The organism is Clostridium sp. MCC353 (genome assembly GCF_018785315.1).
Taxonomy (GTDB): domain Bacteria; phylum Bacillota; class Clostridia; order Lachnospirales; family Lachnospiraceae; genus CHH4-2.
On sequence record NZ_WQPN01000171.1, the window covers coordinates 1 to 23,886 of the forward strand.

The 23,886-nt window shown below is 47.1% G+C and carries 20 protein-coding genes; 5 read left to right on the top strand and 15 right to left on the bottom strand.

Going from position 1 to position 23,886, the window contains the following annotated elements; all coding sequences use genetic code 11:
* Positions 1–175 precede the first annotated feature (175 nt).
* The 9 genes from GPL15_RS25555 to GPL15_RS25595 all read right to left on the bottom strand — a co-directional run bounded on the left by GPL15_RS25555 (position 176) and on the right by GPL15_RS25595 (position 14,913).
* Positions 176–1,384, bottom strand: coding sequence for an ABC transporter permease (locus GPL15_RS25555; RefSeq protein ID WP_215701502.1), 1,209 nt, complete (start codon positions 1,382–1,384; stop codon positions 176–178).
* Complete coding sequence (locus GPL15_RS25560) at positions 1,381–2,130, bottom strand: ABC transporter ATP-binding protein (protein ID WP_215701503.1); 750 nt, start codon at positions 2,128–2,130, stop codon at positions 1,381–1,383. Before GPL15_RS25560 ends, GPL15_RS25555 begins: the two co-directional genes overlap by 4 nt.
* 10 nt (positions 2,131–2,140) lie before the next feature.
* The gene (locus GPL15_RS25565; protein ID WP_215701504.1) at positions 2,141–3,463 is read right to left on the bottom strand and encodes an efflux RND transporter periplasmic adaptor subunit; all 1,323 of its coding nucleotides are present in this window, start codon (positions 3,461–3,463) and stop codon (positions 2,141–2,143) included.
* A gap of 2 nt (positions 3,464–3,465) precedes the next feature.
* On the bottom strand, positions 3,466–5,625 hold the full coding sequence (locus GPL15_RS25570) for a DUF6449 domain-containing protein (protein ID WP_215701505.1): 2,160 nt from the start codon (positions 5,623–5,625) through the stop codon (positions 3,466–3,468).
* A complete protein-coding gene (locus GPL15_RS25575) occupies positions 5,600–6,499 on the bottom strand; it encodes an ABC transporter ATP-binding protein (protein WP_215701506.1) in 900 nt (299 codons plus the stop codon). The genes GPL15_RS25570 and GPL15_RS25575 overlap by 26 nt, the downstream gene beginning before the upstream one ends.
* Entirely contained in the window at positions 6,462–6,872 is a 411-nt protein-coding gene (locus GPL15_RS25580; RefSeq protein ID WP_215701507.1) for a GntR family transcriptional regulator, read from the bottom strand. Before GPL15_RS25580 ends, GPL15_RS25575 begins: the two co-directional genes overlap by 38 nt.
* A gap of 267 nt (positions 6,873–7,139) precedes the next feature.
* Positions 7,140–9,206, bottom strand: coding sequence for an EAL domain-containing protein (locus tag GPL15_RS25585; RefSeq protein ID WP_215701508.1), 2,067 nt, complete (start codon positions 9,204–9,206; stop codon positions 7,140–7,142).
* 205 nt (positions 9,207–9,411) lie between these two features.
* Positions 9,412–12,951 carry a pyruvate:ferredoxin (flavodoxin) oxidoreductase gene (nifJ, locus tag GPL15_RS25590; protein ID WP_215701509.1) on the bottom strand — a complete coding sequence of 1,180 codons (3,540 nt, stop codon included), beginning with the start codon at positions 12,949–12,951 and terminating at the stop codon, positions 9,412–9,414.
* 228 nt (positions 12,952–13,179) lie between these two features.
* Positions 13,180–14,913, bottom strand: coding sequence for a VanW family protein (locus GPL15_RS25595; protein ID WP_215701510.1), 1,734 nt, complete (start codon positions 14,911–14,913; stop codon positions 13,180–13,182).
* Positions 14,914–15,118: 205 nt separating this feature from the next.
* Between GPL15_RS25595 and GPL15_RS25600 the strand changes: the two genes are divergently transcribed.
* Positions 15,119–15,976, top strand: a complete 858-nt coding sequence (locus tag GPL15_RS25600; RefSeq protein WP_215701511.1) for a PHP domain-containing protein — start codon at positions 15,119–15,121, stop codon at positions 15,974–15,976.
* On the opposite strand, the gene GPL15_RS25605 is transcribed toward GPL15_RS25600, so the two are convergent.
* From GPL15_RS25605 to GPL15_RS25615, 3 genes are read right to left on the bottom strand one after another with little or no spacing between them, the layout of a single operon-like run.
* Complete coding sequence (locus GPL15_RS25605; protein WP_346345044.1) at positions 15,939–16,994, bottom strand: P1 family peptidase; 1,056 nt, start codon at positions 16,992–16,994, stop codon at positions 15,939–15,941. The two genes, GPL15_RS25600 and GPL15_RS25605, sit on opposite strands and share 38 nt — an antisense overlap.
* A 21-nt stretch (positions 16,995–17,015) precedes the next feature.
* Entirely contained in the window at positions 17,016–18,158 is a 1,143-nt protein-coding gene (locus GPL15_RS25610) for an AI-2E family transporter (RefSeq protein WP_215701512.1), read from the bottom strand.
* A complete protein-coding gene (locus tag GPL15_RS25615; protein WP_215701513.1) occupies positions 18,149–19,324 on the bottom strand; it encodes an alanyl-tRNA editing protein in 1,176 nt (391 codons plus the stop codon). The genes GPL15_RS25610 and GPL15_RS25615 overlap by 10 nt, the downstream gene beginning before the upstream one ends.
* A gap of 184 nt (positions 19,325–19,508) precedes the next feature.
* Here GPL15_RS25615 and GPL15_RS25620 point away from each other — a divergent pair, with 184 nt between their 5' ends.
* On the top strand, positions 19,509–19,742 hold the full coding sequence (locus tag GPL15_RS25620) for a hypothetical protein (protein ID WP_215701514.1): 234 nt from the start codon (positions 19,509–19,511) through the stop codon (positions 19,740–19,742).
* Positions 19,743–19,788: 46 nt separating this feature from the next.
* Here the strand turns inward: GPL15_RS25620 and GPL15_RS25625 are convergent, their stop codons facing one another.
* Positions 19,789–19,929, bottom strand: a complete 141-nt coding sequence (locus GPL15_RS25625) for a hypothetical protein (RefSeq protein ID WP_215701521.1) — start codon at positions 19,927–19,929, stop codon at positions 19,789–19,791.
* A 110-nt stretch (positions 19,930–20,039) separates the two neighbouring features.
* On the opposite strand from GPL15_RS25625, the gene GPL15_RS25630 reads away from it, so the two are divergent.
* Both GPL15_RS25630 and GPL15_RS25635 read left to right on the top strand, forming a co-directional pair.
* Positions 20,040–20,531 (top strand): hypothetical protein, encoded by a 492-nt coding sequence (locus GPL15_RS25630; protein WP_215701515.1) that lies wholly within the window; start codon positions 20,040–20,042, stop codon positions 20,529–20,531.
* A 31-nt stretch (positions 20,532–20,562) separates the two neighbouring features.
* Positions 20,563–20,847, top strand: a complete 285-nt coding sequence (locus GPL15_RS25635; protein WP_215701516.1) for a hypothetical protein — start codon at positions 20,563–20,565, stop codon at positions 20,845–20,847.
* Between the two features lie 46 nt (positions 20,848–20,893).
* Here the strand turns inward: GPL15_RS25635 and GPL15_RS25640 are convergent, their stop codons facing one another.
* Complete coding sequence (locus GPL15_RS25640) at positions 20,894–21,625, bottom strand: L,D-transpeptidase family protein (protein WP_215701517.1); 732 nt, start codon at positions 21,623–21,625, stop codon at positions 20,894–20,896.
* A complete protein-coding gene (gene ade, locus GPL15_RS25645) occupies positions 21,622–23,409 on the bottom strand; it encodes an adenine deaminase (protein WP_215701518.1) in 1,788 nt (595 codons plus the stop codon). Before ade ends, GPL15_RS25640 begins: the two co-directional genes overlap by 4 nt.
* 134 nt (positions 23,410–23,543) lie before the next feature.
* On the opposite strand from ade, the gene GPL15_RS25650 reads away from it, so the two are divergent.
* The gene (locus tag GPL15_RS25650) at positions 23,544–23,780 is read left to right on the top strand and encodes a hypothetical protein (RefSeq protein ID WP_215701519.1); all 237 of its coding nucleotides are present in this window, start codon (positions 23,544–23,546) and stop codon (positions 23,778–23,780) included.
* Positions 23,781–23,886: the final 106 nt, after the last annotated feature.

The window sequence follows — 23,886 nt, forward strand, 5'->3', positions numbered from 1 at the left end:
TCTTTTTCCGTCCCTGGAGCCTTAGTTTCACTTACGGTTGGAAGCCGGTTTTCATCGCCAACGGATTCCGCTCCGCCCGGTGCCACCCCTCCAAGCAGGCCTCCGCCCCCGTCCGTCCCCATTTCCAGGATTCACGGCGTAACTTCCTCAACTAAATAAAGATTACCCCCATCACTTATTCATACCTCAGCGCATCAATCGGATCCGCCTTCGCCGCCTTAGAGGCGGGATAGATTCCAAAGAAAATACCCACAATGGCTGAGAATGATACAGCCAGCAGTACAACTGAGGGTTTTATCACGACTCTGACCTGCAGAGCCGCTCCTCCAATGGACACCAGCCCTACGCCGATCATGGTTCCTATGATTCCGCCGCAGGCAGAGAGGATAGCCGATTCCGTCAAAAACTGGATCAGCACATCTCTGGTTCTGGCTCCCAGGGCTTTTCTGATGCCGATCTCACGGGTTCGTTCCGTAACGGACACGAGCATGATATTCATGATTCCAATGCCGCCAACGAGAAGAGAGATAGCAGCTATGCCGCCGACTGCGACCGACAATCCGCCCATCATCGTGTCCCAGTTTCCCAGTTCATCCTGAGCGGAATAGAAGGTTATTTCACTGGTTGGCCGTCCCTTCTGCTTTGCCACATAGTCCTTCATCTTCTGTTCTAAGACTTTCATATCCGTCCCTTCTTTTGCGTAGAAGTTCAACTGCTGAAAGTAATCATTGGGCCAGGTTAAAATTGTATATGGTATATAGCCCGCTTTCGTATCCCCGCTTCCCATCAACATGGCCTGGATAGGGGTCTGTTTGATCCGGTATATGCCGACAACCGTATATTCCGACGTATTTCCATAAATGGTGGCGCGAAAACTCTGGCCCACAGGATTATCCATACCGAACAGCTCCTGGGCGCCTTTTTCCTCAAGCACCACATTATTTTTCCGCCCCAGAATATCCGACTGGTTTAAATTCCTTCCAGCTACGATATTGACTTCCATCACATCCGGATAATTGTAATCGATCCCCTGAAAATCGTATTTTAATTTTTTCCTTCCGTTGATCGCATCCGTGCTCACAAATGCATTGCTGTCAACGTAATCCAAATCCTCTGCAAATACCTCTTTCACCCGCTCCACATCATCCAGGGTAAAGTAATCCGTCTGCCTGAAATCATCCACATACCAACTGACATAAACAAGGGCACGGGTAATACCCACATCTTTATAGAGGTCCGCAAACATCGCCCGCATGCTGTCTCCAATGGAAACGATGGAGATAACAGACCCAATGCCGATGATGATTCCAAGCATGGTGAGGAAGGACCGCATTTTATTCGCTTTAATGGCATGAAATGCCATACTCATATTCTCTAAAATCATTCCGCTGCCTCCCCGTGAACGTTGACCACATCGCTTAATACCTCACCATCCCGAAACCGTATGATGCGGTTTGTAAAAGCCGCTATATCCTCTTCATGGGTTACCACCACCACAGTCGCTCCGGCCTGATGGAGCTTGCCGAAAAGCTGCATGATCTCAATCGAAGATGCGGTGTCCAGATTTCCGGTAGGTTCATCCGCCAGGATTAAAGGCGGTTCGTTGGCAAGGGCCCTGGCTATGGCCACTCTCTGCCTCTGCCCTCCTGAAAGCTCATTGGGCATATGCATGGATCTCTTTCCCAATCCGACCTGTTCTAAAAGCTGCATCGCCCGTTCACGCCTGTCTTTTCTGGATTTTCTCGCATAAGTCATGGGCAGTTCCACATTTTTAAGAGCGGATGTCCGTGAGATCAGGTTAAATGACTGGAATACAAATCCGATCTTTCTATTCCTGATCTCCGACAATTCGTCCGGGCTCATGCAGGCGGTATCGATGCCGTCCAGATAATAATGCCCCATTGTCGGACGGTCAAGGCATCCCAGTATATTCATCAGCGTAGACTTGCCGGAACCGGACTGGCCCATAATGGCCACAAATTCTCCCCGCTTTATGGTGAGATTGATCTTTTTCAGTCCCAGAACTTTTATGGCTCCCGTATCATATATTTTCACCAGGTTATCCAGTTTGATCAACTCATCTGAGGTTTCTTCCGGCTCTGTGGTAAGTTTTTTCCTTCTACCAAACATTATGCCCTCCTTATCCTGCCATCACAGCCACAGCCATACCATCTTCAAAGCTTCCGTTGGGATTGGTCACAATCGTCATATTCTCTTCCAATGCGGCCCCTTCTTTCGGTATAACCTCTATCTGAATATCGCTTTCCACACCGGTTTCAACCGGAATCATCTGGATGATTCCATTATTCACAGCCGCTATGTAATCCCCGTCTTCTTTCTGAATCAGTGCTGTTACAGGAACCAGCCAGGTATCCTTTGATTCATTTATTAAAATCTGGGCCTTCGCCGTAATCCCCGCGATCAGCCGGGAATTATTATCTTCAATCTTTACCGTGGTTGGGATGACACGTTCCGTGGATCCGCCTCCCTTTTCTTCTCCGGTAGGCGAAATCTTGATCACCTGTCCCTGGACGGTTTCGCCGTTCAGTATGTCGGCGCTGATTGTCACCGGCTGTCCAATCTCTACCTTTCCGATGGAATATTCACTGATGTTGATTTTCATCTCCAGATCTTCCAGATTTTCAATAATAAAAATCGGCTTGTCATCCTCTGTGGTATCCGCAAACCGGCCTACTTTCGTGTTCACACGCACTACAGTACCGTCGATAGGGCTTTTAATTTCCGTATCTTCCAGATTCTTCTTTTTCCTGTCCAGTTCAAATTCCGCGTTTTTTATCTGCAAAGCATAGGAATCATCCGCAGCCGGTTTTCCATCCTTTAAATTATAAGTGCGGATCTGACGTTCGCATTCTTCCACAGCCGTCCTCGCATTGTCTAAATCTACCTGGGATATCCCTCCGCTCTGGAACAGGGCAGCCGAACGCGTATAATGATCCCTGGCGTCTTTTAAAGCCTGGACCGCTTTGGCATATCCGTTTTCCGCCAAAATCTGCTGTTCATTGTAATTTGCAACAGCCAGATCATAGGCGTTCTGCGCGATGTCCACTTCCTTCTGGATGTCGGTGCGGTCTAATACTGCCAGAAGCTGGCCTTCTTTTACCTGATCGCCTTCTTTTACCGGCATCTCGATGATTTCGGCATGGAGGTTGGATACAACATCCACACTGTCGGTACCCTCCACAGGGCCATTTACCATTAGCTGCTCTTCAACGTCGCCCCGGACTAAAGGAGTGACGTTTACCATCGCCTGAACGGCCGGCCCCTTGTTCATGGAATTCACCGCAATTAGGACGACGACTGCTGCGGCAGCGGCCCCGGTCACAATCTTTCTTCTGCGGCTCCATTTTTTCCTTGTTTTTTTACGTTTTTTCTCGCTGGTACCCGGCTCCATCAGCCGCTCTAATTCCTGGTCAAACTCATCTGTTTTCTTAATCTCTTCCATCTCTATTCCCCAACTCTCTGTGTCACAAATTCTGGTATCTGTCCCGTTTTAAATAAATACTGGTATTCCTGGGTAATTCCCTGATTTACAAAGCGAATGCTCAAATCCAGGTTATAATCCAGGCTGGTAAATGAATTATATTCTGAATTTTCCATTAAAACCGCGTGTTTCAAAATTTCTTTCACCTGTTCCGGATCGCTGAATACAATTTTTTCTTCATTTCCTCCATAGCGTTTCCAAACGGCAGCGCTCTCCGGCGTAAAACCTTCCAGCGTATCCTTCACATCCAGCCCATATTCCTTGAGAAGGCCCAGGGTTTTCTCAAAAGAAGGATAAACCGGATAATATTCCACTTCACTGATCGTATTATAATAATACTGGTAGTTATTAACCAGGGCCTGTCTCCTGGCCCATTCAAGCGTCGGTTCTTCATCTTTGGTGACAAAACGAATGATTCCGACCGGAGTTTCCATCCTGCGCGTCTCCATCTCCGTATTCATCCACTCTTCCTGATATGCCTGAAGGATGGAAGCTGCCTGTCCCTGGGAATTGCCTGCCAGGCGCGATTCCTTTCCCTTATTATTGTTCTTCTTATAAATCACTGAAGAAGTTTCCTCTCCTGTCTGATTCAGGATCGGATAATTGCCGTCTTTATACTCCCTCGATCCATAAAGCCGTTTAAATCCGTCTTCTGCGGCATTCAGAGGGATATAATAGCTGCGCACAGCAGTCCGGTTCCCTTTTAAATAATATTTGATTAAAACTTCCGTATATACCTGCCCTGCGTCTTCTTTAGAATCTATATAATAAGAGCGGGACGAGGGGACAGATTCCGCTTTCAGCCGGTTATTTCTGTCAATTCCCGCCTGGGCCAGTTCAAGAGCAGCCCCAGGATCAGTAATCTTCATATGCTTTTCCCTGTAATCATCGCCGCTCTCCCGGTTCCATTTGTAAATGTCCCCGTCAACAGGCACAATGCTTCCATAATCCACCCAGTTGTCCACGCCGTTAAGTCCCACCGAAACATGAGATATGTTTCCCGCATCGGGAAGGTACTTGTCATATCCGAAGATATCATAGCGGAAAACAATTAAAACCAGCAAAGATGCCGCAATGCAGCCTAATAGCTGAAGCTTATGCCCAAATAGCTGTTTAAAATCAAAATTATAAATAACCTCAATCACACAATGGGCGATAATGCAGCCGCAAAGCATACAGAACACAGCCCATCCCATAGATTTCCTCAGCCCCCATCCAAACAGCATCATGGAAAGGGAACAGAACATCACAATCAGGATTCTGATCACCGGTTTTGTAACAGGAAACGCCATCGCTTTTCCCGCCGCTTCCGAAGGCCTTTTTTTATACAGGATCAATCCCAGGGCCATCAAAACTACGAAAGCCCCCAGGGCCGCTATAATGCGCCAGAGAATAATCCCATCAGATTCATACTGAGACACAGATCTGGTATAGGCTGTAACAGGTGAGAAGTCCTGGAGAACCTGCCGAAGGAAACTGTTTTCCGGAGCGTATGTCCAGAACCACGTATAAAAACATCCCTCTATGACAGACGCTGCCAAGGGCACATAGGAGAAAAACGTCAGCACTCCCATAAATCCTACCACACGGTTTCCCGTCAGCATCATCACAACAACCACAGTGGCGTATGCCAAAAGATAATAAGTCATATGCATCGCATACCCCTTGGCCCCTTCCGACAGCAGCGGCAGGAATTCCACTCCGTTAGAGACTGCGATCAGGATTCCGGCTGACAGAAACAACGCGTAAGGCAGCGCTATCATCCAGATTCCATTCATAAAATTAGCAAAATAGATCTTTTCCCGTTTCACCGGTATGCTGTGATAAAAATCCACTTTATTTTTGAAATTCAAATAAGAAAAACTGGTCATCCCGCAGACAATGGCCAATACTATGAACATAAAACATAAAAAGCCATTTCTTGCGCTTATGAGATTAATAATATCATTCTGATACCACTGTAACCATTCTGCCGCATCATAATATTCTCTGTTTTCCCCTGCCAGATAGACGGCTGCAACCGGAAATGTGAACAGGAAGAATAACATTACAAGAGCCAATGTCCACAAACGCCCTTTTATGTCTTCGTAGGATAATTTAAAAAATAAGTTTTTTGATGTCATATCCGACTACCTCCGTTTCACTGATAAATATTTCTTCCAATGACAGTGGTATCATCTCATAGAAAACAGGATTGACCGCCTCCATCACATTCTCAATCTCAGAAATCATGCCTCTGACGGTCAATGTACACAGACGTCCGCGCCTTTCTGTTTTTATTATGTTGAGAGCGATCAGATCCTCCGGTTCCATTCCCTCCGCCAGCACGCACTGAACCTTGTGAAGCGTGGTTTTCATATCATCCAAATCCTTGGACAAAAGGATTCCGCCTTTGTGAAGAAGGCCCACATGGTCGCAGATGTCTTCCAATTCCCTCAGGTTATGGGAAGCGATTATGGGGGTCAGGCTCCGCTCTTCCATATCATTGGCGAATATGCTCTTCACAGCCTGCCGCATGACCGGATCCAGCCCGTCAAATGTCTCATCACAAAACAGATAGTCCGTATTGGCACATACGCCGCAGATAACGGAAACCTGCTTCTTCATCCCTTTCGAAAATGTATTGATCTTCCTCTTCTCATCCAGCCCAAAACTTCCCATCAGATTATGAAAACGGATCTCGTCAAACTTTGGATACACCATCCTGTAATAGTTCATCATATCCTTTGGCGTAGAATTGCTGAAAAAATACTGTTCGTCTGATATGTAGAAAAATCTGGCTTTTACCGCCTCATTCTCATATACGGGAATTCCATCTATGGTGATCTGTCCTTCGTCAGGTTTGAGCACACCGCTGGCCATTCTTAAAAAGGTGCTCTTCCCGGCGCCGTTGGTGCCGATCAGCCCGAAAACACTGCCGTCTTTGATCGTTGCGTTAATGTTGTCAACTGCAACAATATCATCGAACCGCTTGGTCAGGTTTACCGCTTCTATCATCCTTCATTCCTCCCACACAAAAATATTCATCCACCTTGCTGTGCAGTTCATCACAGGTCACCCCTGCCATACAAGCTTCCTGCACAGCAGTCCGGAACTTTCTGTCAGCTTCCAACAGCTTCTTTTCCCGGATTACAGACTGGTCTGCCACAAAACTGCCTTTTCCCTTGACTGAATAGATATAGCCGTCCCGCTCCAGCTGCGCATAAGCCCGCTGGATCGTATTAGGGTTAATGGATAATTCTGTTGCCAGGCTTCTGACTGACGGAAGCTGGGTATTCTGTTCAAATCCTCCGCATATTATCAGTTCCTGCAGCTTTTCCACCACTTGTTCATATATCGGACGCCGGTCTTTATAATCTAATATAACCATTCCCATCTTCCTTCCAACTGTATTAATACTGTTAATACAGAAAGTATAGGTAATGCGGGTACTAATGTCAATTATTACCTGCTTACATATTTCTTAATATTTCTCAGCCCGGCCAAAAGGCGGGCCTGTTTGCCGCATGTCCGGTCCCGGCCCGCCCGGCTCTTCAACGGAAAAAGCCGGGAGAAGAAAAACCCGGTTCCGCACCCATGCCAAAACCACGTTTTCCTTCCCCCGGCTCAATTCTATAACCATAATCCTAAACCCATATCACATCATTTCCTTTAATTTTTCGAACGGAACCGCCGGGCTGTAAAGATATCCCTGGTATAAATCGCACCCCAGAAGATGAAGTTCATCCCTGATTCTTTCATTCTCCACAAACTCTGCGATAATCTCAAAATCCAGCTTCTGCCCCAAAGAAATGATGGACGCTATAATTCCGCGTATCCGCTCATTATCCCCAATCTGCCTGACCAGCTCCCCATCCAGTTTGACAATATCAAAAATATTGTCTCTTAAATATTTTAAAGATGTTTTTCCCATGCTGAAATCATCAACAGCTACCGCTATCCCTTTTTTCTTCAGACGGCTGATATTTTCCATAATGGATTTCATGGATTCGATCGACGTTTCCTCTGTTACTTCCAGGCAGAAATAGTCCGCCACTCCCGCCTCTTCCGCCATCTTAATGGTCATATCAATAAAATGGCCGTCATTTAGCTGCTCCGCCGTGACATTTACTGAAATTTTTATTCCCCGGCCTTCTCTGATGAGTTCCGTACAGCCGGACATCGCTTGTTTCATAATGCACCAGGTTAAACGGTCATAAAAGCCGTCTTCCTGTGCCAGAGCCACTACAAGAGGCGGGTATACCCCCTGTTCCATATAGTTCCACCGCATCAGGGCCTCTGCTCCGACCATTCCCCTGTCATGATGATACTGTGGCTGATATCCTACGGGAATCTTTCCCTCCTCCACATCGATCCTGAGCTGGGACACCAGATTTTTGGTCAATACTCCAAGACTGTCATGACGGTCCAGCAGTTTAAACGGCTCTCCCGCTCTCTGTTTCGCTTTGACCGCCTCCGTCAATTCGTCCAAAATGACTTTCGCCTGATTCTGACGTATCTGTTCGGAAATTCTCACAAAAGGCGCATAGATGCAGATGCCGGCAGCTATGATAACAAGCTGCACCAGCGCTCCGTTCACCGTGCCCGTAGCCAGATATCCGCTGAAAAGCACAGGCGTCGTCCAGGTCACCGTCTTCATAACAACGGGAATGAATCCCAAAACAGTGGCCCCATAAGAAATGAGCAGTGAACACAAGGGGGTTAAAATAAAGGGAATCAGCATCACCGGATTCAGTACTACCGGCAGGCCGTAAACAAGTATCTCATTGATATTAAAGAAGATTGCCGGAGCTGCCGAACAGGCCAGCTGCCGGTTTCCCTTGCCTTTCGTAAACAGAAGCAGGGCTGCAACCAGACAGATGGATGTGCCGCACCCGCCCAGCAGGGCGAAATTGTCCAAAAATGATTTGGATACAATGGCTGATGACACATCTTCCGGCACCAGATACACCTGGGCAACCGTATCCATGGCATTTCCCCCATGGATGCCAAAAAACCAGAGCAGATTTAAAACAAATACATACAGCGCACCTACCGATAATTCCCCTGATAAATGATTAAAGAACATGATGATCGAATTTGTGATCAGCTCATTAAAATTATTTTGGTGGAACACTTTTTTAATGAACAGATTAATAAAAACAAAGAACATCATGCAGAGGAACAGCGGCAGGATTGTTGAAAATGCATTTCTATAATCCAAGTCCGCTCCCCGGGTGTGAAAACGAAGTCCTTCCGAAAGGGCCGAGTAAAGATAATAAAATATTTTTGTGGCAATAACGGAAGCAAATATGGCCGTAAATACCCCGACTGAACCGAAATTGGAAAAAGCGACCGTGCCGTCCGCATCCAAAAAAAGCGCCACAAAACAAACCATGGACACGACCATGGCAATGACCCTCAAAAAATAGTCCTTTATCTGCATGGTGCCTGAATAATAAAAACTGATGCTCATAACAAGATAAACCGACATGAATCCAACGGTAATATTAAAAAGGAAATCCAATACCACCGCGATTATCCCCCCGGCCCAGGCCTCCGACCATCTTTGAAATTCCATGATAGGAAAGTTCCTGATCAATACTGAAAAAGCCCCTATCAAAAAAATTGGAATCAATAGAATAAATCCCCGTCTGATAGAGGCTATAATATTATTGTTCTCAATTTTGTATGTCAGCTTCAAAAGCTTTGCATACACATCCATCCTCTTCCACTCCGCCTTTATATACTTAATGGTAACGTCTCCTTTTCACAAATAAAACCTAATGGAATTATAAGCCCCATTCACTAAAAAGTCCACCATTTTTAAGAGAAATGGAAAGTGTTCCTATTGAACACAACAAAAAAACGCCAGGAAAACTCCTGGCGTTTTTTAAACCGTTTGGACACAAATTGCTTAATCTATAGAATTAGTCGTTACCATATAATGTAACAAGCTTCTGAAGATATTCATATCTTTCTTTCGCGTCTGCTTCGTTCTTAGCGAACAAATCAGCTGCTCTCTCAGGATTCTTCATAGCTAAGGATGCGTAACGTACTTCACCCTTCAAGAAGTCCTGATATCCTTCTAACTTAGGAGCCTTGCTGTCTAAGCTGAATTTCTTCTCAGCAGCCGGGTTGTATCTGAAGTTGTTCCAGTAACCTGTCTCAACTGCCAGCTTCTCTTCTGTCTGAGCCTTATCCATACCTTTCTTAATACCATGGTTGATACATGGAGCATAAGCGATGATTAATGATGGTCCCGGATAAGCTTCTGCTTCTGCAATCGCTTTAACGGTCTGAGCATAATCAGCACCCATAGCGATCTGTGCTACGTATACATAACCATAGCTCATAGCAATGCTTGCAAGGTCTTTCTTCTTAACGTCTTTACCGCCGGCAGCGAACTGAGCAACAGCGCCTGTCTTGGTAGCCTTAGAAGCCTGTCCGCCTGTGTTGGAGTAAACTTCGGTATCAAATACCATGATGTTGATATCTTTTCCGCTTGCCAATACGTGGTCTACACCGCCGAATCCGATATCATAAGCCCATCCGTCACCACCGAATACCCACTGGGATTTCTTAGCGAGGAAGTCTTTGTTCTTAACGATATCTTTGCAAACGTCACAGTCGATGCCATCTAATGCAGCTACAAGTTTGTCTGTAGCAGTTCCATTGGTAGCGCCGCTTCCAAATGTATCCAACCATTCCTGGCAGGCAGCTTTGATCTCGTCGGAAGACTGATCGGAAGCCAATACGGTTTCAACTTTTGCTTTCAGACCGTCTCTGATCGCGTTCTGAGCAAGAAGCATACCATAACCAAATTCTGCGTTATCCTCGAATAAGGAGTTATCCCATGCAGGACCCTGTCCCTTTGGATTTACAGTATAAGGTGTGGATGGTGAAGAGTTACCCCAGATAGAAGAACATCCTGTTGCGTTAGCGATGTACATTCTGTCACCGAATAACTGAGTAATTAATTTGGCGTAAGGTGTTTCACCACAGCCTGCACAAGCGCCTGAGAACTCAAGAAGAGGCTGTTTGAACTGGCTGCCCTTAACGGTGTTTTCTTTAAATTTAGCAATAACGTCTGTCTTGATTGGCAGAGACTGTCCATATGCGAAAATTTCCTGCTCGCCTAAGTTCTCTTCTAAGCCGCCCATAGTAAGAGCTTTTTCGCCCTTCTTTCCAGGACATACGTTTGCACAAGAACCGCATCCTGTACAGTCAAGAGCAGAAATTGTGATGGAGAACTTGTAGCCCGGCATACCTGTCATGTCAAGAGACTTCATATCTGCAGGTGCGTTAGCCGCTTCTTCAGCAGTCATAGCTGCAGGACGGATTACTGCATGAGGACATACATAGGAACAGAAGTTACACTGGATACAGTTGTCTGGATTCCATACCGGAACCTTAACAGCGATACCGCGTTTCTCATATGCAGAAGATCCTGATGGTGTGGAACCGTCTACATAATCTGTAAATGCGGATACAGGTAAAGAATCACCTTCCTGAGCGCTTACTTTTGTCTGAATGTTGTTAACGAAATCAACAACATCTTTTCTGCCTTCTGTTACGGTCTTATAGTCAAGGCCTTCGTCTTCGCAGTTCTTCCAGTCTTCCGGAACTTCTACTTTAACAACGCCCTTAGCGCCGGCATCGATAGCTGCCCAGTTCTTCATAACAACATCTTCACCCTTACGTCCGTAAGTAGCTTTTGCTGCTGCTTTCATCAGTTCGTTTGCTTTTTCAGCAGGAATGATTCCTGTCAGCTCAAAGAATGCGGACTGAAGAATTGTGTTGATACGTGTTGGTCCCATACCGGTTTCGATACCGATCTTAACACCGTCAATTGTGTAGAAGTTGATATTGTGGTCAGCAATGTATTTCTTAACCTGTCCAGGAAGATGTTTGTTCAGTCCATCCATATCCCATGGGCAGTTTAATAAGAATGTGCCGCCGTCAACCAATTCCTGAGCCATATTGTACTTACGGATATAAGCAGGATTATGGCAGGCTACGAAGTCAGCTCTGCGGATTAAGTATGTGGATTTAATCGGTGTATGTCCAAAACGTAAATGGGACATTGTAACACCGCCGGATTTCTTTGAGTCATAATCAAAGTAAGCCTGAGCGTACATATCTGTGTTGTCACCGATGATCTTGATGGAGTTCTTGTTAGCTCCTACAGTACCGTCAGCGCCCAGACCCCAGAACTTACAGTTTGTAGTTCCTTCAGGAGTTGTAACAAGCGGAGCGCCCAGTTCAAGGGATAAGTTTGTAACATCATCAACGATACCAACAGTGAATTTCTGTTTTTCTTTGTTGCCGAATACAGCTACGACCTGAGCCGGAGTTGTATCTTTGGAACCTAAACCATAACGTCCTGTGAATACAGGGATATCATGGAACTTAGTGCCCTTTAATGCAGCAACAACGTCTAAGTATAACGGCTCGCCTAAAGAACCTGGTTCTTTGGTTCTGTCTAATACGGAAATCTGTTTTACAGTATCCGGAATCGCTTCGATCAGAGCCTCTGCGCAGAATGGTCTGTAAAGACGAACTTTTACAACACCAACTTTAGCGCCGGAATTCTTGATCATGTAATCGATGGTCTCTTCAATGGTATCGTTAACAGAACCCATGGAGATGATTACATGCTCAGCATCTGCTGCGCCGTAGTAGTTGAATAATTTGTAATCTGTACCGATTTTAGCATTAACCTTGTCCATATATTTCTGAACGATTGCAGGAAGCGCATCGTAATATGGGTTGCATGCTTCTCTTGCCTGGAAGAAAATATCCGGGTTCTGTGCAGAACCTCTCTGGCATGGATGATTTGGATTCAATGCGTTCTTACGGAAAGCATCTACAGCATCCATATCAACCATCTCTTTTAAGTCTTCATAATCCCATGTTTCGATCTTCTGGATCTCATGAGATGTACGGAAACCATCAAAGAAGTTGATGAAAGGAACTTTTCCTTCAAGAGCTGCCATATGAGCAACAGGAGTTAAGTCCATAACTTCCTGTACGCTGGATTCACACATCATAGCGCAGCCTGTCTGACGGCATGCGTAAACGTCGGAATGATCTCCGAAGATTGATAATGCATGGCTTGCTAAAGCACGTGCGGAAACGTTGAACACGCCCGGAAGCTGTTCACCGGCAATTTTGTATAAGTTTGGAATCATCAGTAACAGACCCTGGGAAGCTGTGTAAGTGGTGGTTAACGCACCAGCAGCTAAAGAACCGTGTACAGCTCCGGCTGCACCAGCTTCAGACTGCATCTCTGTAATCTGTACTTTCTGTCCGAAGATATTAGTTCTTCCGTCTGTTGCCCATTCATCAGTAGCTTCAGCCATTGGTGAAGATGGGGTAATTGGATAGATAGCCGCTACATCAGTAAATGCATAAGAAGCATGTGCTGCTGCATGGTTGCCATCCATGGTTTTCATTTTTCTTGCCATTTGATTTTCCTCCTACAAATGTGAATATTGCATGATCCGGAAATGATTTACACCTCCGGTTTTGTTGAGCCTTCCAAGGGAAGGCTGACCTGTATTTTATTATACCAATTTTTCGCTGATTTGCAAACGATAAAACGCCAAAATAACGTATTATTTTACGAACAATCCGTAAAAAAACAGCGATTACTGCACAGGGCTGCAATAATCGCTGTATCTTACCTTAATTTATCAGACGCCAGGGCCGCTGGCCGCTGTGGTCGGCGTCATCGGATTTGGGTCAATGACATGGGACGGCTGGCTGGCCGGTTCCGTTCCTGGCCCGGGAATTTCAGTGCTGACCGGAGGGGCTGGCTGGGTCTCCTGGGGAGTTGATGGCGCCGGCTCCGGCTGGGTCACAGGTTCGCCCGGAGAAGTCACCGTTTCACCCGGCTGTACGGTTCCGCTTTCGCCAGGCTGGGTGGCGGTTCCTGATTCGGAACTGTTTTCCGAACTTTCAGGAGGAATGACAACTCCAGATGTGTTCCTCTTAATCACCGCCGCTTTTCCTTTATATGTGCTGCTGTGGAAAAATTCATCCGTAATCACTTCCCCATTCTTCTTCGTGATCAGGTTGGTAATCCAGCGGCTTCCGTTGACAGCTTTCTTCGCTTCCACTTCAACGCCCAGCTCCAGTGTCTGGTCTTCTTCATAAGTCGGAGCAGGCGGATCCAGTTCCGCTGTTTTTTCAGAATGCATGAGCAGTTCCACTCCGTCTTCCAGGATCGGGATTCCCACAATTGAAATGGTCAGTTTCTGGCTTTCAAACTTCGTCCTGATGGCTACGGCGCTGGGCGAATTGTTGACGAACTTCATATCCGGCCCCGCATAACCGTCGTAGCTCACCATGGCGTCTTCGCCTGGGGTTACATAAGACGGTTCATAGCTGTGGGCATGGCGTTCAGTAGTCGTAAGCCCGGAAAATACAACCGCATTGTATAATGTAGAGGATACCTGGCAAACGCCGCCGCCCGGCTCTTCCACCAGCACTCCGTTGGAATAAGCTCCGGCCGGCCGGTAACCTTTGTCCGTAGTTCTGTTTCCAGTGGTATTATTAAAGGAGAATTCCTCTCCCGGCTGAATGATTAAACCGTTCAGCGCTTCACATGCCAGTCTGATATTCGTGTTTCTGTCCTTATTCGAAGTTGTGGTGGTGGTAAAGGTTCCGATCACCTGATAGAGTTCCTTCGCCTGTGCCTCTGTGATCTCGGGCGTTGTCACAGTTCCTTCCGCCTTGATAGTGGCGCTGAAGTCTTTTTTCCCCAGGGCCGTCTGGATATCCGCCGCCAGCTTCTCCTGGTTGATGGACAGTCCGTTCTGCTCACCTGAATAGATGAATTTGCCTGTATCCTTATCAAACCCAGATATTGAACCGTTTCTGGCAGGCACATCCCAAAGCTTTGCGGCCTCTTTCGCTTCCGCCTTTACCGCTTCCTCCAGGCCGTCGATATCCAATGTATATGTTTCTTTTGGCACTCCATGATAAATCTCATCCAAAAGGATGTCCACCTTTTCAGCGATCAGATCTTTCACCTCATATGGCTCTTTTCCTTCATAGATAACTTTCATGTTCCAGGGATACTTTTTCAGGATTTCCGCCCTGGCCGCATCGATGGACATCCCCGTAATGGTGATTCCGTCCACAACCACTTCTTTCTGAAGTTCTGTTTCCTCTATTGTAGAGGTTGTTTCGGAAGTTTCCTCCACCTTCTTTTTCCCCATCGTCTTGGCAACCAATACCACACATAAAATGACAATGATCAATAACACGCCGCCAATTGCAATCTTTGTATAGTCATAAGCAGGTTTTCTTCTTCTGCCGCCCCGTCTGGAAGACCCCGCCGCTCTGCTGCCCGAATAACCCCTGCCGGATCCCGATGTTTTTCTTCTGCTTGAATTCTTTCTGTTGTAGCTGTTTGTACTCATCTGTTTCACCTGTATTCACATTATAATGTAGCGTTACAAATGGTAGTATACCATAATTTGTGGAAAATGGAATTACATATTTATTAAATTATATAAAAATTTTCGACTTATTTTTTGCATTTTACATAATTGCTAAATCGTGTTACCATAATGTTACTAAACTGTTACCAAATGCATAATTTTATATAGAAAGGAAGTTTTCAATATGAGACTGGTTGACCTTCATGTACACTCCACCGCCTCCGACGGTACATTCACGCCTTCTGAGGTGGCGGCATATGCTGCTTCAAAATCTTTAGCGGCCATCGCGCTCACCGATCACGATACCGTGGACGGCATTGATGAGGCATTGGCGGCCGCCGGTTATCCTCTGGAAGTCGTTCCCGGAATCGAACTATCCTGTGTCTACCAGGGGGAAGAAATCCATATTCTGGGCTTCTATGTTGATTTAAACCAAAAACTGTTTTTAGATGAATTGGAAAATATCCGCAGAATACGCGAAGAAAGAAACTTTGAGATGATCCGCCGGTTCAATGACGCCGGCATCCTGATCACGTATGACGATTTAAGAAACGGCCACCCCGAAACCGTGATCACCCGTGCCCATTTTGCCAAAGTGCTTCTGGACAAAGGCTATGCGTCCTCCATGGATCAGGCTTTTAAACAGTACTTACAGTACGGAGGGCCTTACTGCATGAGAAAAGAAAAGATCACTCCCCAAAAAGCCATGTCCATACTGGCTCTGGGCCATGGGTTTCCGGTCCTGGCCCACCCGCTTCAATACAAACTGGGGTATGAAAAAACAGAGGAACTCATCGTATTTCTGAAATCCCTGGGACTTCGCGGTGTGGAAGTCTATCATTCCTCCAATAACCAATATGAAAGCGGCAGGCTGAAAGATATCTGTACAAAACACCGGCTCCGCCCCACCGGAGGTTCCGATTTTCACGGTAAAAATAAACCGGATATCGACCTGGGATGCGGGCGGGGAGGGTTGAGAGTTTCCTCTCTTTTATTGGATGATATCAAAGCTGATCTAAACCGTTCAGATACAAATCCGTAAGACAGTATTTCACAGTTCCTCTGTAACCGGTCACCGTATGGGCCATGGCCAGGGAATTGAGAATCGCTTCCTCTGTGGCCTCGGCCGCGGCTGTGAAGGCCCGTTCTAACTTGGCCTCTTCCAGTATCTGAATCTCTATAATCTCCTGATCCGGCTTAAAAGGAATCCGGTTTGCGGTGGTAAAACCGACCACAATATCGCCGCTTCCGTGGCCCATGTCGGATCCGCACCTGGAGAGTCCAACCCCGGCCCGTTTGATGATCCGTTTTAACTGCCGGTCCGATACGGGCAGATTGGTGGCAATGATGATCATCACTGATCCCTGGTCGGTTTTTGACGCCTCTATCCGGTCCGCCAGCGTCTTTCCCACCTGTTTTCCATTGATCCTGAGGCTTTTCGCAGCCCCGAAATTCGTCTGCACCAAGGACCCGATCACATATTCCCGGCCATCGTACTCAATGATCCGGGATGCCGAACCAATTCCGCCTTTTAATCCGAAGCAGACCGTTCCTTTTCCAGCCCCCACATCCCCCTCTTCAAAATCCACACCTGCATTTAAAATAGCCTGGCGGACCTGGGGCTCTCCAATGACCCGTTTTTGTATCCGGTTTAATGCGCTGTCGTTGCACTCTCCCACCACAGGGTTAACGGAACTGACCGTCACCTGATCCGCTTCGCACCGCTCAATCATATAGCCGGTCAGGGCATCGTGCACCTTGCCCACATTCAGCGTATTGGTAAGAGCGATGGGTGTCTCCAAAGTTCCCAGCTCCTCAATCTGAACCAGTCCCTGGGATTTTCCAAAGCCGTTATGGATATAAACGGCGGCTGTAAGCTTGTTTATAAACGGATTGTCCTCACACGGAAGGATCACCGTCACTCCTGTTTTGTGTTCTTCATCGTCCAACGTAACATGTCCCACTTTTACCCCCGGCACATCGGTTATTTTATTTTTGCTCCCGGGACGTCCGTCTCCGATTATAATGCCGTATTCCCTGATTCTTTTATTCATATTCATAAATCTCTCCGTTTTATCCAATCATTTGGCCGCTCTTCTTCTCCTGCTGTTTTTCAGCGCGGTTCTCCTGTTCACTTCATCTTTGAGCAGTGAATAGCCCACAGAACACAAAGGGATGAAGATCAGCATTCCCACAATCCCCATAGCGCTGCCGCCAACGGTCACCGCAACCAGCACCCATATGGAAGGAAGTCCCACAGAATTGCCCACCACATGAGGGTAGATCAGGTTTCCTTCGATCTGCTGCAGCACAAAAAAGATGATGATAAAAGCCAGGGCCTGCAGCGGGTTCACGATCAGCATGAGGAATGCCCCCACCGCGCATCCGATAAATGCGCCGAACATGGGAATCAGTGCGGTAAATGCGATCAGAACGCCGATCAGCACCGCATATGGCATTCTGAATATGCTCAGGGTCAGGAAAAACATCAGTCCTAATATCACAGCTTCCAGGCATTGCCCGGTCAGGAAATTGGAAAATGTCTTCTCCGCCAGGGCTGAAATCTCAAATATCCGGCCCGCTGTTTTGTCTTTCAAAAATGCCCCCAGAAACTTTTTGATCTGCCGCGCCAGGATCTCTTTCTGAAGCAGAATATAAACAGCAAATATAAAGCCGATGCCGAATGTGGCAATTCCGCTGACAATGCTCATGGCAGCAGAAAATGTGGTGGAGAGCACAGTTCCCGCACCATTCCCCAAAAAGCTGAGAATCCCTTCCAGCGTCTGCTTCCAGTCCACTTCAACCTGGCTGATATAATTTACAATTTCAGGATAAGTAGCAAATATAACCTGAGCCTGTCTCTGTACCTCTTCTAAAAAAGCAGGTATGCTTTCCTGCAGCATAACCAGCGTCCTAAACAGCTCTGGAACCACCACCAGAATGACCACCAGCATCACGCCCAGCACCGCCAGGATCGCTGCCGTCAGGCTGAGGGGCCGTTTCCATTTTTTCTCTCTTCCCGGACAGATAAAGCTTTCAATTTTTCTCATGGGAACATTGAGGATAAACGCAATGACCATGCCGATCAGAAACGGCAGCATCATTTTAAAAAGCGCCCCCGCCAGTTCCAGCACATTCCGGTAATTGATGCCGACTACCACAGCCACAACTGTAAATATTATGATTCCCTTTATTTTTTTAACATTTTCCCTGTTTAGTTCCATTCACATTCTCCACTCTTTAACATTTCAAACGCACTCATTATCTGGTCTTTTCCTGCCATCCAGGTTCCCTGGGCCATCAGGCTGCTGCCGCCGCCCCGGCCATTTAAATTATCGTTCAGCCACCTGCTCAATTTTTTCATATCTCCCTTTGCGCTTCCCAGCGCATACTGCCAGTTTCCGTCTTCTCCGGAGCAGACTGCCGCCACACTCCCCCTGCCCTGTTCGTACAGCATGGTACAGAACCGGCGGAGCTGGACCGGCATGAGATCCTGTTCAAATACCAGCAGCGGCTGGTCTGATTCGGGATAGGCTTCTGTCTTTGCCGTAAATAACTGCTGGTATACCTGGTTCAGCAGGAACTCTCTTCTCTCGCTTTCCATCTTTAACTTCTCAACCGCTTCCGCAAGCTTAACCGGTTTGGCGGAAAGCAGATGGGAAATACTCCGTATCTGGCATAATCTCTTTTCATAGTCCAATAGGGCGTCTTTTCCACAAAGCATGGAGATTCTGACGCCTCCTTTATAGCTGATCATTCCGGTGGCCTTGATAATCCCGATCTCTCCGGTACGCTCCACATGGGTTCCGCAGCAGGCGCAGATATCTCCTCCCGGAATTTCCACAATCCTGACCTGGCCGCTCAGTTCCTTTTTACTCCGGTAATCCATCCTATGTAATGTCTCTTCATCGGGATAACCGGCTAAAACAGGCACATTATCATACACTACCTGATTGGCCTCCAGCTCAATCTCCCTCAACTGCTGTGCATCCAGCACGCCGTTGAAATCCACGGTCACTTCTTCGCTTCCCATATGGAATCCCACATTATCATATCCATATTTCCGGTGCACCAGACCGGACAATATGTGTTCACCCGAATGGAGCTGCATGTTGCGGTAACGCCTGTCCCAATCTAAAACTCCGGTTACCTGCGCCCCTTCTTCCAGCGCTCTGTCCGTATAGTGGATGATTTCTCCGCCCTTTTCATGAACGGATATCACATTGGCATCTCCCAGCGTGCCCATATCAGAAGGCTGTCCTCCGCCTTCCGGATAAAATGCAGTCCTGTCCAGCACCACTTCATACCTGTCCTGTTTCCCTTTTGTACATCTGAGCACTTTACCTTCAAACTCTTTTACATAAGGTGTACTGTAATATAATTTTTCCATAGTTCTCTTCTTTCCCGGTTCATTTACCCCTTCTGGGGCCTGTTTCATTCTATTATTTAGATTATACACAAGTCTCCTATAACTTCAATCAAAATAATTCTAAAATTTTTCAAAAAATTTGGAAACAGTGGCAAGCAGGGCCTCATATGATGGAGTGTAAAGAAAATATTTCGGAGGATTTAACATGAGTGATTTAGCAGCAACAAACTGTGGTTGTGGATGCGGATGTGAAAGCGGAGGAAGCGGATTTAACTGTATCTGGCTGATTTTGATCCTTCTGTGCTGCTGCGGCGGCAACGGATTCGGCGGCGGATGTTGTGAACATAACAGCTGTGGCTGTGGAAGCAGCAACGGATGCGACTGGATCTGGATCATCATTCTTCTGTGCTGCTGTGGCGGCGGCAACGGCTTCTGCTAAAGCAGGCAAGGGCATCTTTTCGAAGATGCCCTTTTTTTGCCCTTTATTATTTGCCTTTGGAAGGCCTGGTAGGACGGTTGCCCTTATCCGAACCCTTCCCCCGGTTCCTCTCTTCTCTTTTTTTCAAACATTCATCATCTATTTCATAAACAGCATTTCCTTCTATTACAAGTCTGGTATAAATCATCAGTATCTCCTTTGATTCTCAATTCTTTTCTAATAGTAATATATGCAGAAGACATGATTCCATTGAATCCCGCATATATTCAAACAAGACTACCGAACAGGACATCTCACATGATACAAAAACAGGATATTAAGTTGACCGAACTGGACTATCTGATCGGATCTCCACACACACAGATGGTAAAGGCTGCCTTGCCATATATGAACATACCGGAACAGAAGTTCTTATCACTTATGGTAAAGGTAAATGAACTGCAGCGCACAATGCAGTTGTTTAACGGTGGGGAAATGAGCGCCATGGGATTAAAATCCCCGGAGGAAAAACCGGCCTCTCCGCTGGAAATGCTCAATGCCATAAAACCATATGGCTCCACCTATGAACAGGATTTAATCGACGTGGTGGTAAATGTTATGCAGGGCTTCCGCCTGTACCGTTCCTATCAGGAAACCGCGCCGAAAAGCGACGTGCCCCCGGATACCCCAGGCGCTTCCATGCCGCCTAAGCCGCCGTGGGAACAGTTGAAATCCCTGTTGAGTCCGGAACAGCAGTCCCGGATGGAAACCATGCAGATGGTGATGCAGACCATGCAGCAATTTACTTAGTTGAAGTATTTCATTAGAAAATGGAGGAATTATGAACGATTCATGGAAACAGGATCCCAGAGTAAAAGCTATGAACCCTGAAAAAATTAAGTTTTTGACCGAACTCACCCAACAGCTTGAAACTACACCCAAAGACCAGCTTCTCATGAAATTTATGACAATCAATATGGAAGCCGGAAAAAAGGGCATTCAGTTTACAGACCATGAAACCGACCTTTTAGTCAGCATTTTAAGCGCAAATATGAGCCAGGCTGACCGCAACAAACTGGATACCTTAAAAATGCTCTCAAAAAAACTGGCTAAACGCAGTATCTAGTTCAGCCAGTTTCGGTACTTATTAAATTGTCTGCCTGCATTCCGGTTTATTCATACTCCAATTGCGAAAGGTCGGACACAATGACGATATTAGTTTTTCCGTCCACAGACTGAACCAGCTGTTTCATCTGTTCTTCCGGAATCCTGATACATCCCGCCGAACCGGTATCTGCTGCAGACTGTGTACAATGTATAAAAATGGCGGATCCCTTGCCGGGAATACATTCCGTATTGTAATTTAAAACCAAACCGTAATTATAAAATGGGGCTGCCGCAGACATATCCTCTGCGGAGTTCCATACCTTCTTTGTCTCATTGGTATTTACCAGCTTATTATAATAAACGCTCTCCGGGTCATCCACCCAGTAATCCCCGCTTTTAATCTCATGGTAATCCAAAACGCTGCCCGGATCCTCTTTCAGTCCAAATGCCATGGTGAACTGATAGGTGCCCAAAGGCGTCTTTCCGTCGCCTTCTTTCTTATCGGCTGTACCGCCGTTCCTGCCATAAACTCCCGGCACTGTAAATACCTCCGTCCAGTTCTTCCGCATTCCAGGCCCTTTTTCAGAGGACGCCTTTCTATAATAGCTCACCTTTACCTTCTCAAGTCCGGATGCCTCCACCAGGATTAGCTGTTCCGCTGTATCCGCCGCCTTCAGGTTTCCAACCGCCGCCGCTTCCACCACCGGCTCCAGAATTTCGTCCGCAAACGCAGTCCCCACAAGGCCTGCCAGGCTGACTGACGCAGCCAGCAGGGCCGTTATAATTGTTTTTCTCATTGATGTATATCTCCTGTTTTCTGGTCTTCTTCAGGGTTCCATAGAACCGGAACCACTTTCTGCAAATCTGTATCAATCAAGCCATATGTATTGAGCCGGAGTTTTGGGATCACCGGCAGGCTGGTGAATGCCAGAGTCATAAACGGATCGATGGTATCCGGGATTCCCAATTCTTTGGCGCAGTCCTTCAGTTTTTCCAGTCCTGCTTCCACCTCTTGGGCTGATTCCAGGCTCATGAGGCCAGCGATGGGCAGTTTCAGTTGGCCGATCAGCTTTCCGTCCGCCGCAATGGCCAGGCCGCCTTCATTTTCCCTGACCGCATTGGCCGCAATCACCATATCCCTGTCATTGGTTCCGGCGACTAACAGATTGTGGGAATCGTGAGCCACGCTGGTGGCTACCGCGCCATTTTTAAGCCCATATCCGCCGATAAATCCGATTCCGATATGCCCGGTATGAAGATGGCGCTCAAATACCGCCATTTTTACAATATCATGTTCCAGATCAACACCAGGGGCAACGCCTTCCATCTCTTTCCACGGCACAATCTGCTCTGTGGTAAGAATCTCTCCCGGAACCAGGGCAAATACCCTTTGACAGCTTCCGTGCTCCTTTAACTGCAGATCGCTTTCCCTGATCTCATCCAAATGGAAGGAATGCAGCACACGGTCATAGACTTCGCGGAAAACCCTGGGCTCCCCTTCCGGCGAACCTAAGAACCTGCCGTCTTCTGCCGCCAGTTTTCCTTTTTTATAAACGCATTTGACCTGTACCTGCTCCAGATCGGAAAGGATGGTAAGATCCGCCTGATAGCCGGGAGCAACCGCTCCCAAATCTTTCAACCCGAAATATTGGGCTGCGTGAAGGGTCCCCATTCGCACCGCCTTCACCGGATCCGCCCCCAGTTCAACTGCTCTTCGGATGATATAGTCAATATGACCGCCTTCTATCAAATCTCCTGGATGTTTGTCGTCCGTAGCCAGCATACAGCGTTGGTAATAAGGCTCCTTAAACAAAGGCATCAGCGCCTCCAGGTTCTTGGCAGCCGTTCCCTCACGGATCATAATCCACTGTCCCCGTCTCAGCTTTTCAATGGCTTCCAAAGCATCGGAACACTCATGGTCTGACATGACGCCCGCCGCCGCATAGGCGTTCAGTTCCCTGCCGCATAGTCCGGGAGCATGGCCGTCCGTCAGTTTCCCAAAGCTTTTGACATCATACAGTTTATCCAGGATATCCTGATCTGCCTGAACCGTACCAAAGGAATTCATCAGCTCCGCCAGACCAAGCACCCTCTCTTCATTATAATAAGGGCGGAGCTGTTCAGCCAGCAGCACGGCGCCGGATTCGTCAAGTCCCGTAGAGGGCACGCAGGAAGGAAGCATGAAATATACGGACAGCATCAGATTTTCCGTAGCCGCCAGCATGTAATCAATCCCCTGGGTTCCTGCCACGTTGGCAATTTCATGAGGGTCGGTGATCACCGTCGTAGTTCCATGAGGCATGACTGCTTTCTCGAATTCAGAAGGGGTAATCATAGCGCTTTCCAGATGAATATGGCCGTCAATAAAACCGGGACAAATCACACATCCCGAAAGATCCACTTCCTCCAATCCGTCATATTCCCCAACTCCTGCTATATAACCGTCCGTGATCGCCACATCCGCTTTTTCCAATTCATTCGTAAATACATTCAGCACTTTGGCATTCTTTAATACAAGCTGCGGTTTTACTGTTTGGGCAGCGGCCTGTATCCTTGATTTTAATACCTTTGTATCTCTCATAGTTTTTTCACCGATACCTTTCTCCTTTTGGTAGTATTTTAACACAATTAACGGAGGACGTGAAGGTGTTTTGGAAAATCCTTTTGGAGGGTGGTGCAATTGGGGGGTAATTAGCGAAAGTAACGCAGAAAAGCGTGGGGAGGGGACGGACGGCGGGCTGGGCTTTTGGGACGGGGACGGGGCGGCCGGAATCCAACGGCACCGGAAAGCGGCTTACAACCGTAAGTGAAACTAAGGCCGCAGGCATGAAAAAAGACGGTCCGATGCCCATTCACGGTAAACTCTTTATGGGACTTTACCGTTCAGTGGGCATCTCAGAAACTGATTTGGTTTTCAGTTTCTGCCCGTCTTTTTCCATGCCTGCAGCCTAAGTTTCACTAAACGGTTTCCAGACGCCTTCCGGTGCCGTTGGATTCCGGCCGCCCCGTCCCCGTCCCAAAAGCCCAGCCCGCCGTCCGTCCCCTCCCCACGCTTTTC

What these genes read in the sequence shown, in the direction of transcription:
- GPL15_RS25555 (WP_215701502.1), bottom strand. Translation starts at nt 1,384, where the DNA reads ATGATTTTAGAGAATATGAGTATGGCATTTCATGCCATTAAAGCGAAT.
- GPL15_RS25560 (WP_215701503.1), bottom strand. Translation starts at nt 2,130, where the DNA reads ATGTTTGGTAGAAGGAAAAAACTTACCACAGAGCCGGAAGAAACCTCA.
- GPL15_RS25565 (WP_215701504.1), bottom strand. Translation starts at nt 3,463, where the DNA reads ATGGAAGAGATTAAGAAAACAGATGAGTTTGACCAGGAATTAGAGCGG.
- GPL15_RS25570 (WP_215701505.1), bottom strand. Translation starts at nt 5,625, where the DNA reads ATGACATCAAAAAACTTATTTTTTAAATTATCCTACGAAGACATAAAA.
- GPL15_RS25575 (WP_215701506.1), bottom strand. Translation starts at nt 6,499, where the DNA reads ATGATAGAAGCGGTAAACCTGACCAAGCGGTTCGATGATATTGTTGCA.
- GPL15_RS25580 (WP_215701507.1), bottom strand. Translation starts at nt 6,872, where the DNA reads ATGGTTATATTAGATTATAAAGACCGGCGTCCGATATATGAACAAGTG.
- GPL15_RS25585 (WP_215701508.1), bottom strand. Translation starts at nt 9,206, where the DNA reads ATGGATGTGTATGCAAAGCTTTTGAAGCTGACATACAAAATTGAGAAC.
- nifJ (WP_215701509.1), bottom strand. Translation starts at nt 12,951, where the DNA reads ATGGCAAGAAAAATGAAAACCATGGATGGCAACCATGCAGCAGCACAT.
- GPL15_RS25595 (WP_215701510.1), bottom strand. Translation starts at nt 14,913, where the DNA reads ATGAGTACAAACAGCTACAACAGAAAGAATTCAAGCAGAAGAAAAACA.
- GPL15_RS25600 (WP_215701511.1), top strand. Translation starts at nt 15,119, where the DNA reads ATGAGACTGGTTGACCTTCATGTACACTCCACCGCCTCCGACGGTACA.
- GPL15_RS25605 (WP_346345044.1), bottom strand. Translation starts at nt 16,994, where the DNA reads ATGAATATGAATAAAAGAATCAGGGAATACGGCATTATAATCGGAGAC.
- GPL15_RS25610 (WP_215701512.1), bottom strand. Translation starts at nt 18,158, where the DNA reads ATGGAACTAAACAGGGAAAATGTTAAAAAAATAAAGGGAATCATAATA.
- GPL15_RS25615 (WP_215701513.1), bottom strand. Translation starts at nt 19,324, where the DNA reads ATGGAAAAATTATATTACAGTACACCTTATGTAAAAGAGTTTGAAGGT.
- GPL15_RS25620 (WP_215701514.1), top strand. Translation starts at nt 19,509, where the DNA reads ATGAGTGATTTAGCAGCAACAAACTGTGGTTGTGGATGCGGATGTGAA.
- GPL15_RS25625 (WP_215701521.1), bottom strand. Translation starts at nt 19,929, where the DNA reads ATGATTTATACCAGACTTGTAATAGAAGGAAATGCTGTTTATGAAATA.
- GPL15_RS25630 (WP_215701515.1), top strand. Translation starts at nt 20,040, where the DNA reads ATGATACAAAAACAGGATATTAAGTTGACCGAACTGGACTATCTGATC.
- GPL15_RS25635 (WP_215701516.1), top strand. Translation starts at nt 20,563, where the DNA reads ATGAACGATTCATGGAAACAGGATCCCAGAGTAAAAGCTATGAACCCT.
- GPL15_RS25640 (WP_215701517.1), bottom strand. Translation starts at nt 21,625, where the DNA reads ATGAGAAAAACAATTATAACGGCCCTGCTGGCTGCGTCAGTCAGCCTG.
- ade (WP_215701518.1), bottom strand. Translation starts at nt 23,409, where the DNA reads ATGAGAGATACAAAGGTATTAAAATCAAGGATACAGGCCGCTGCCCAA.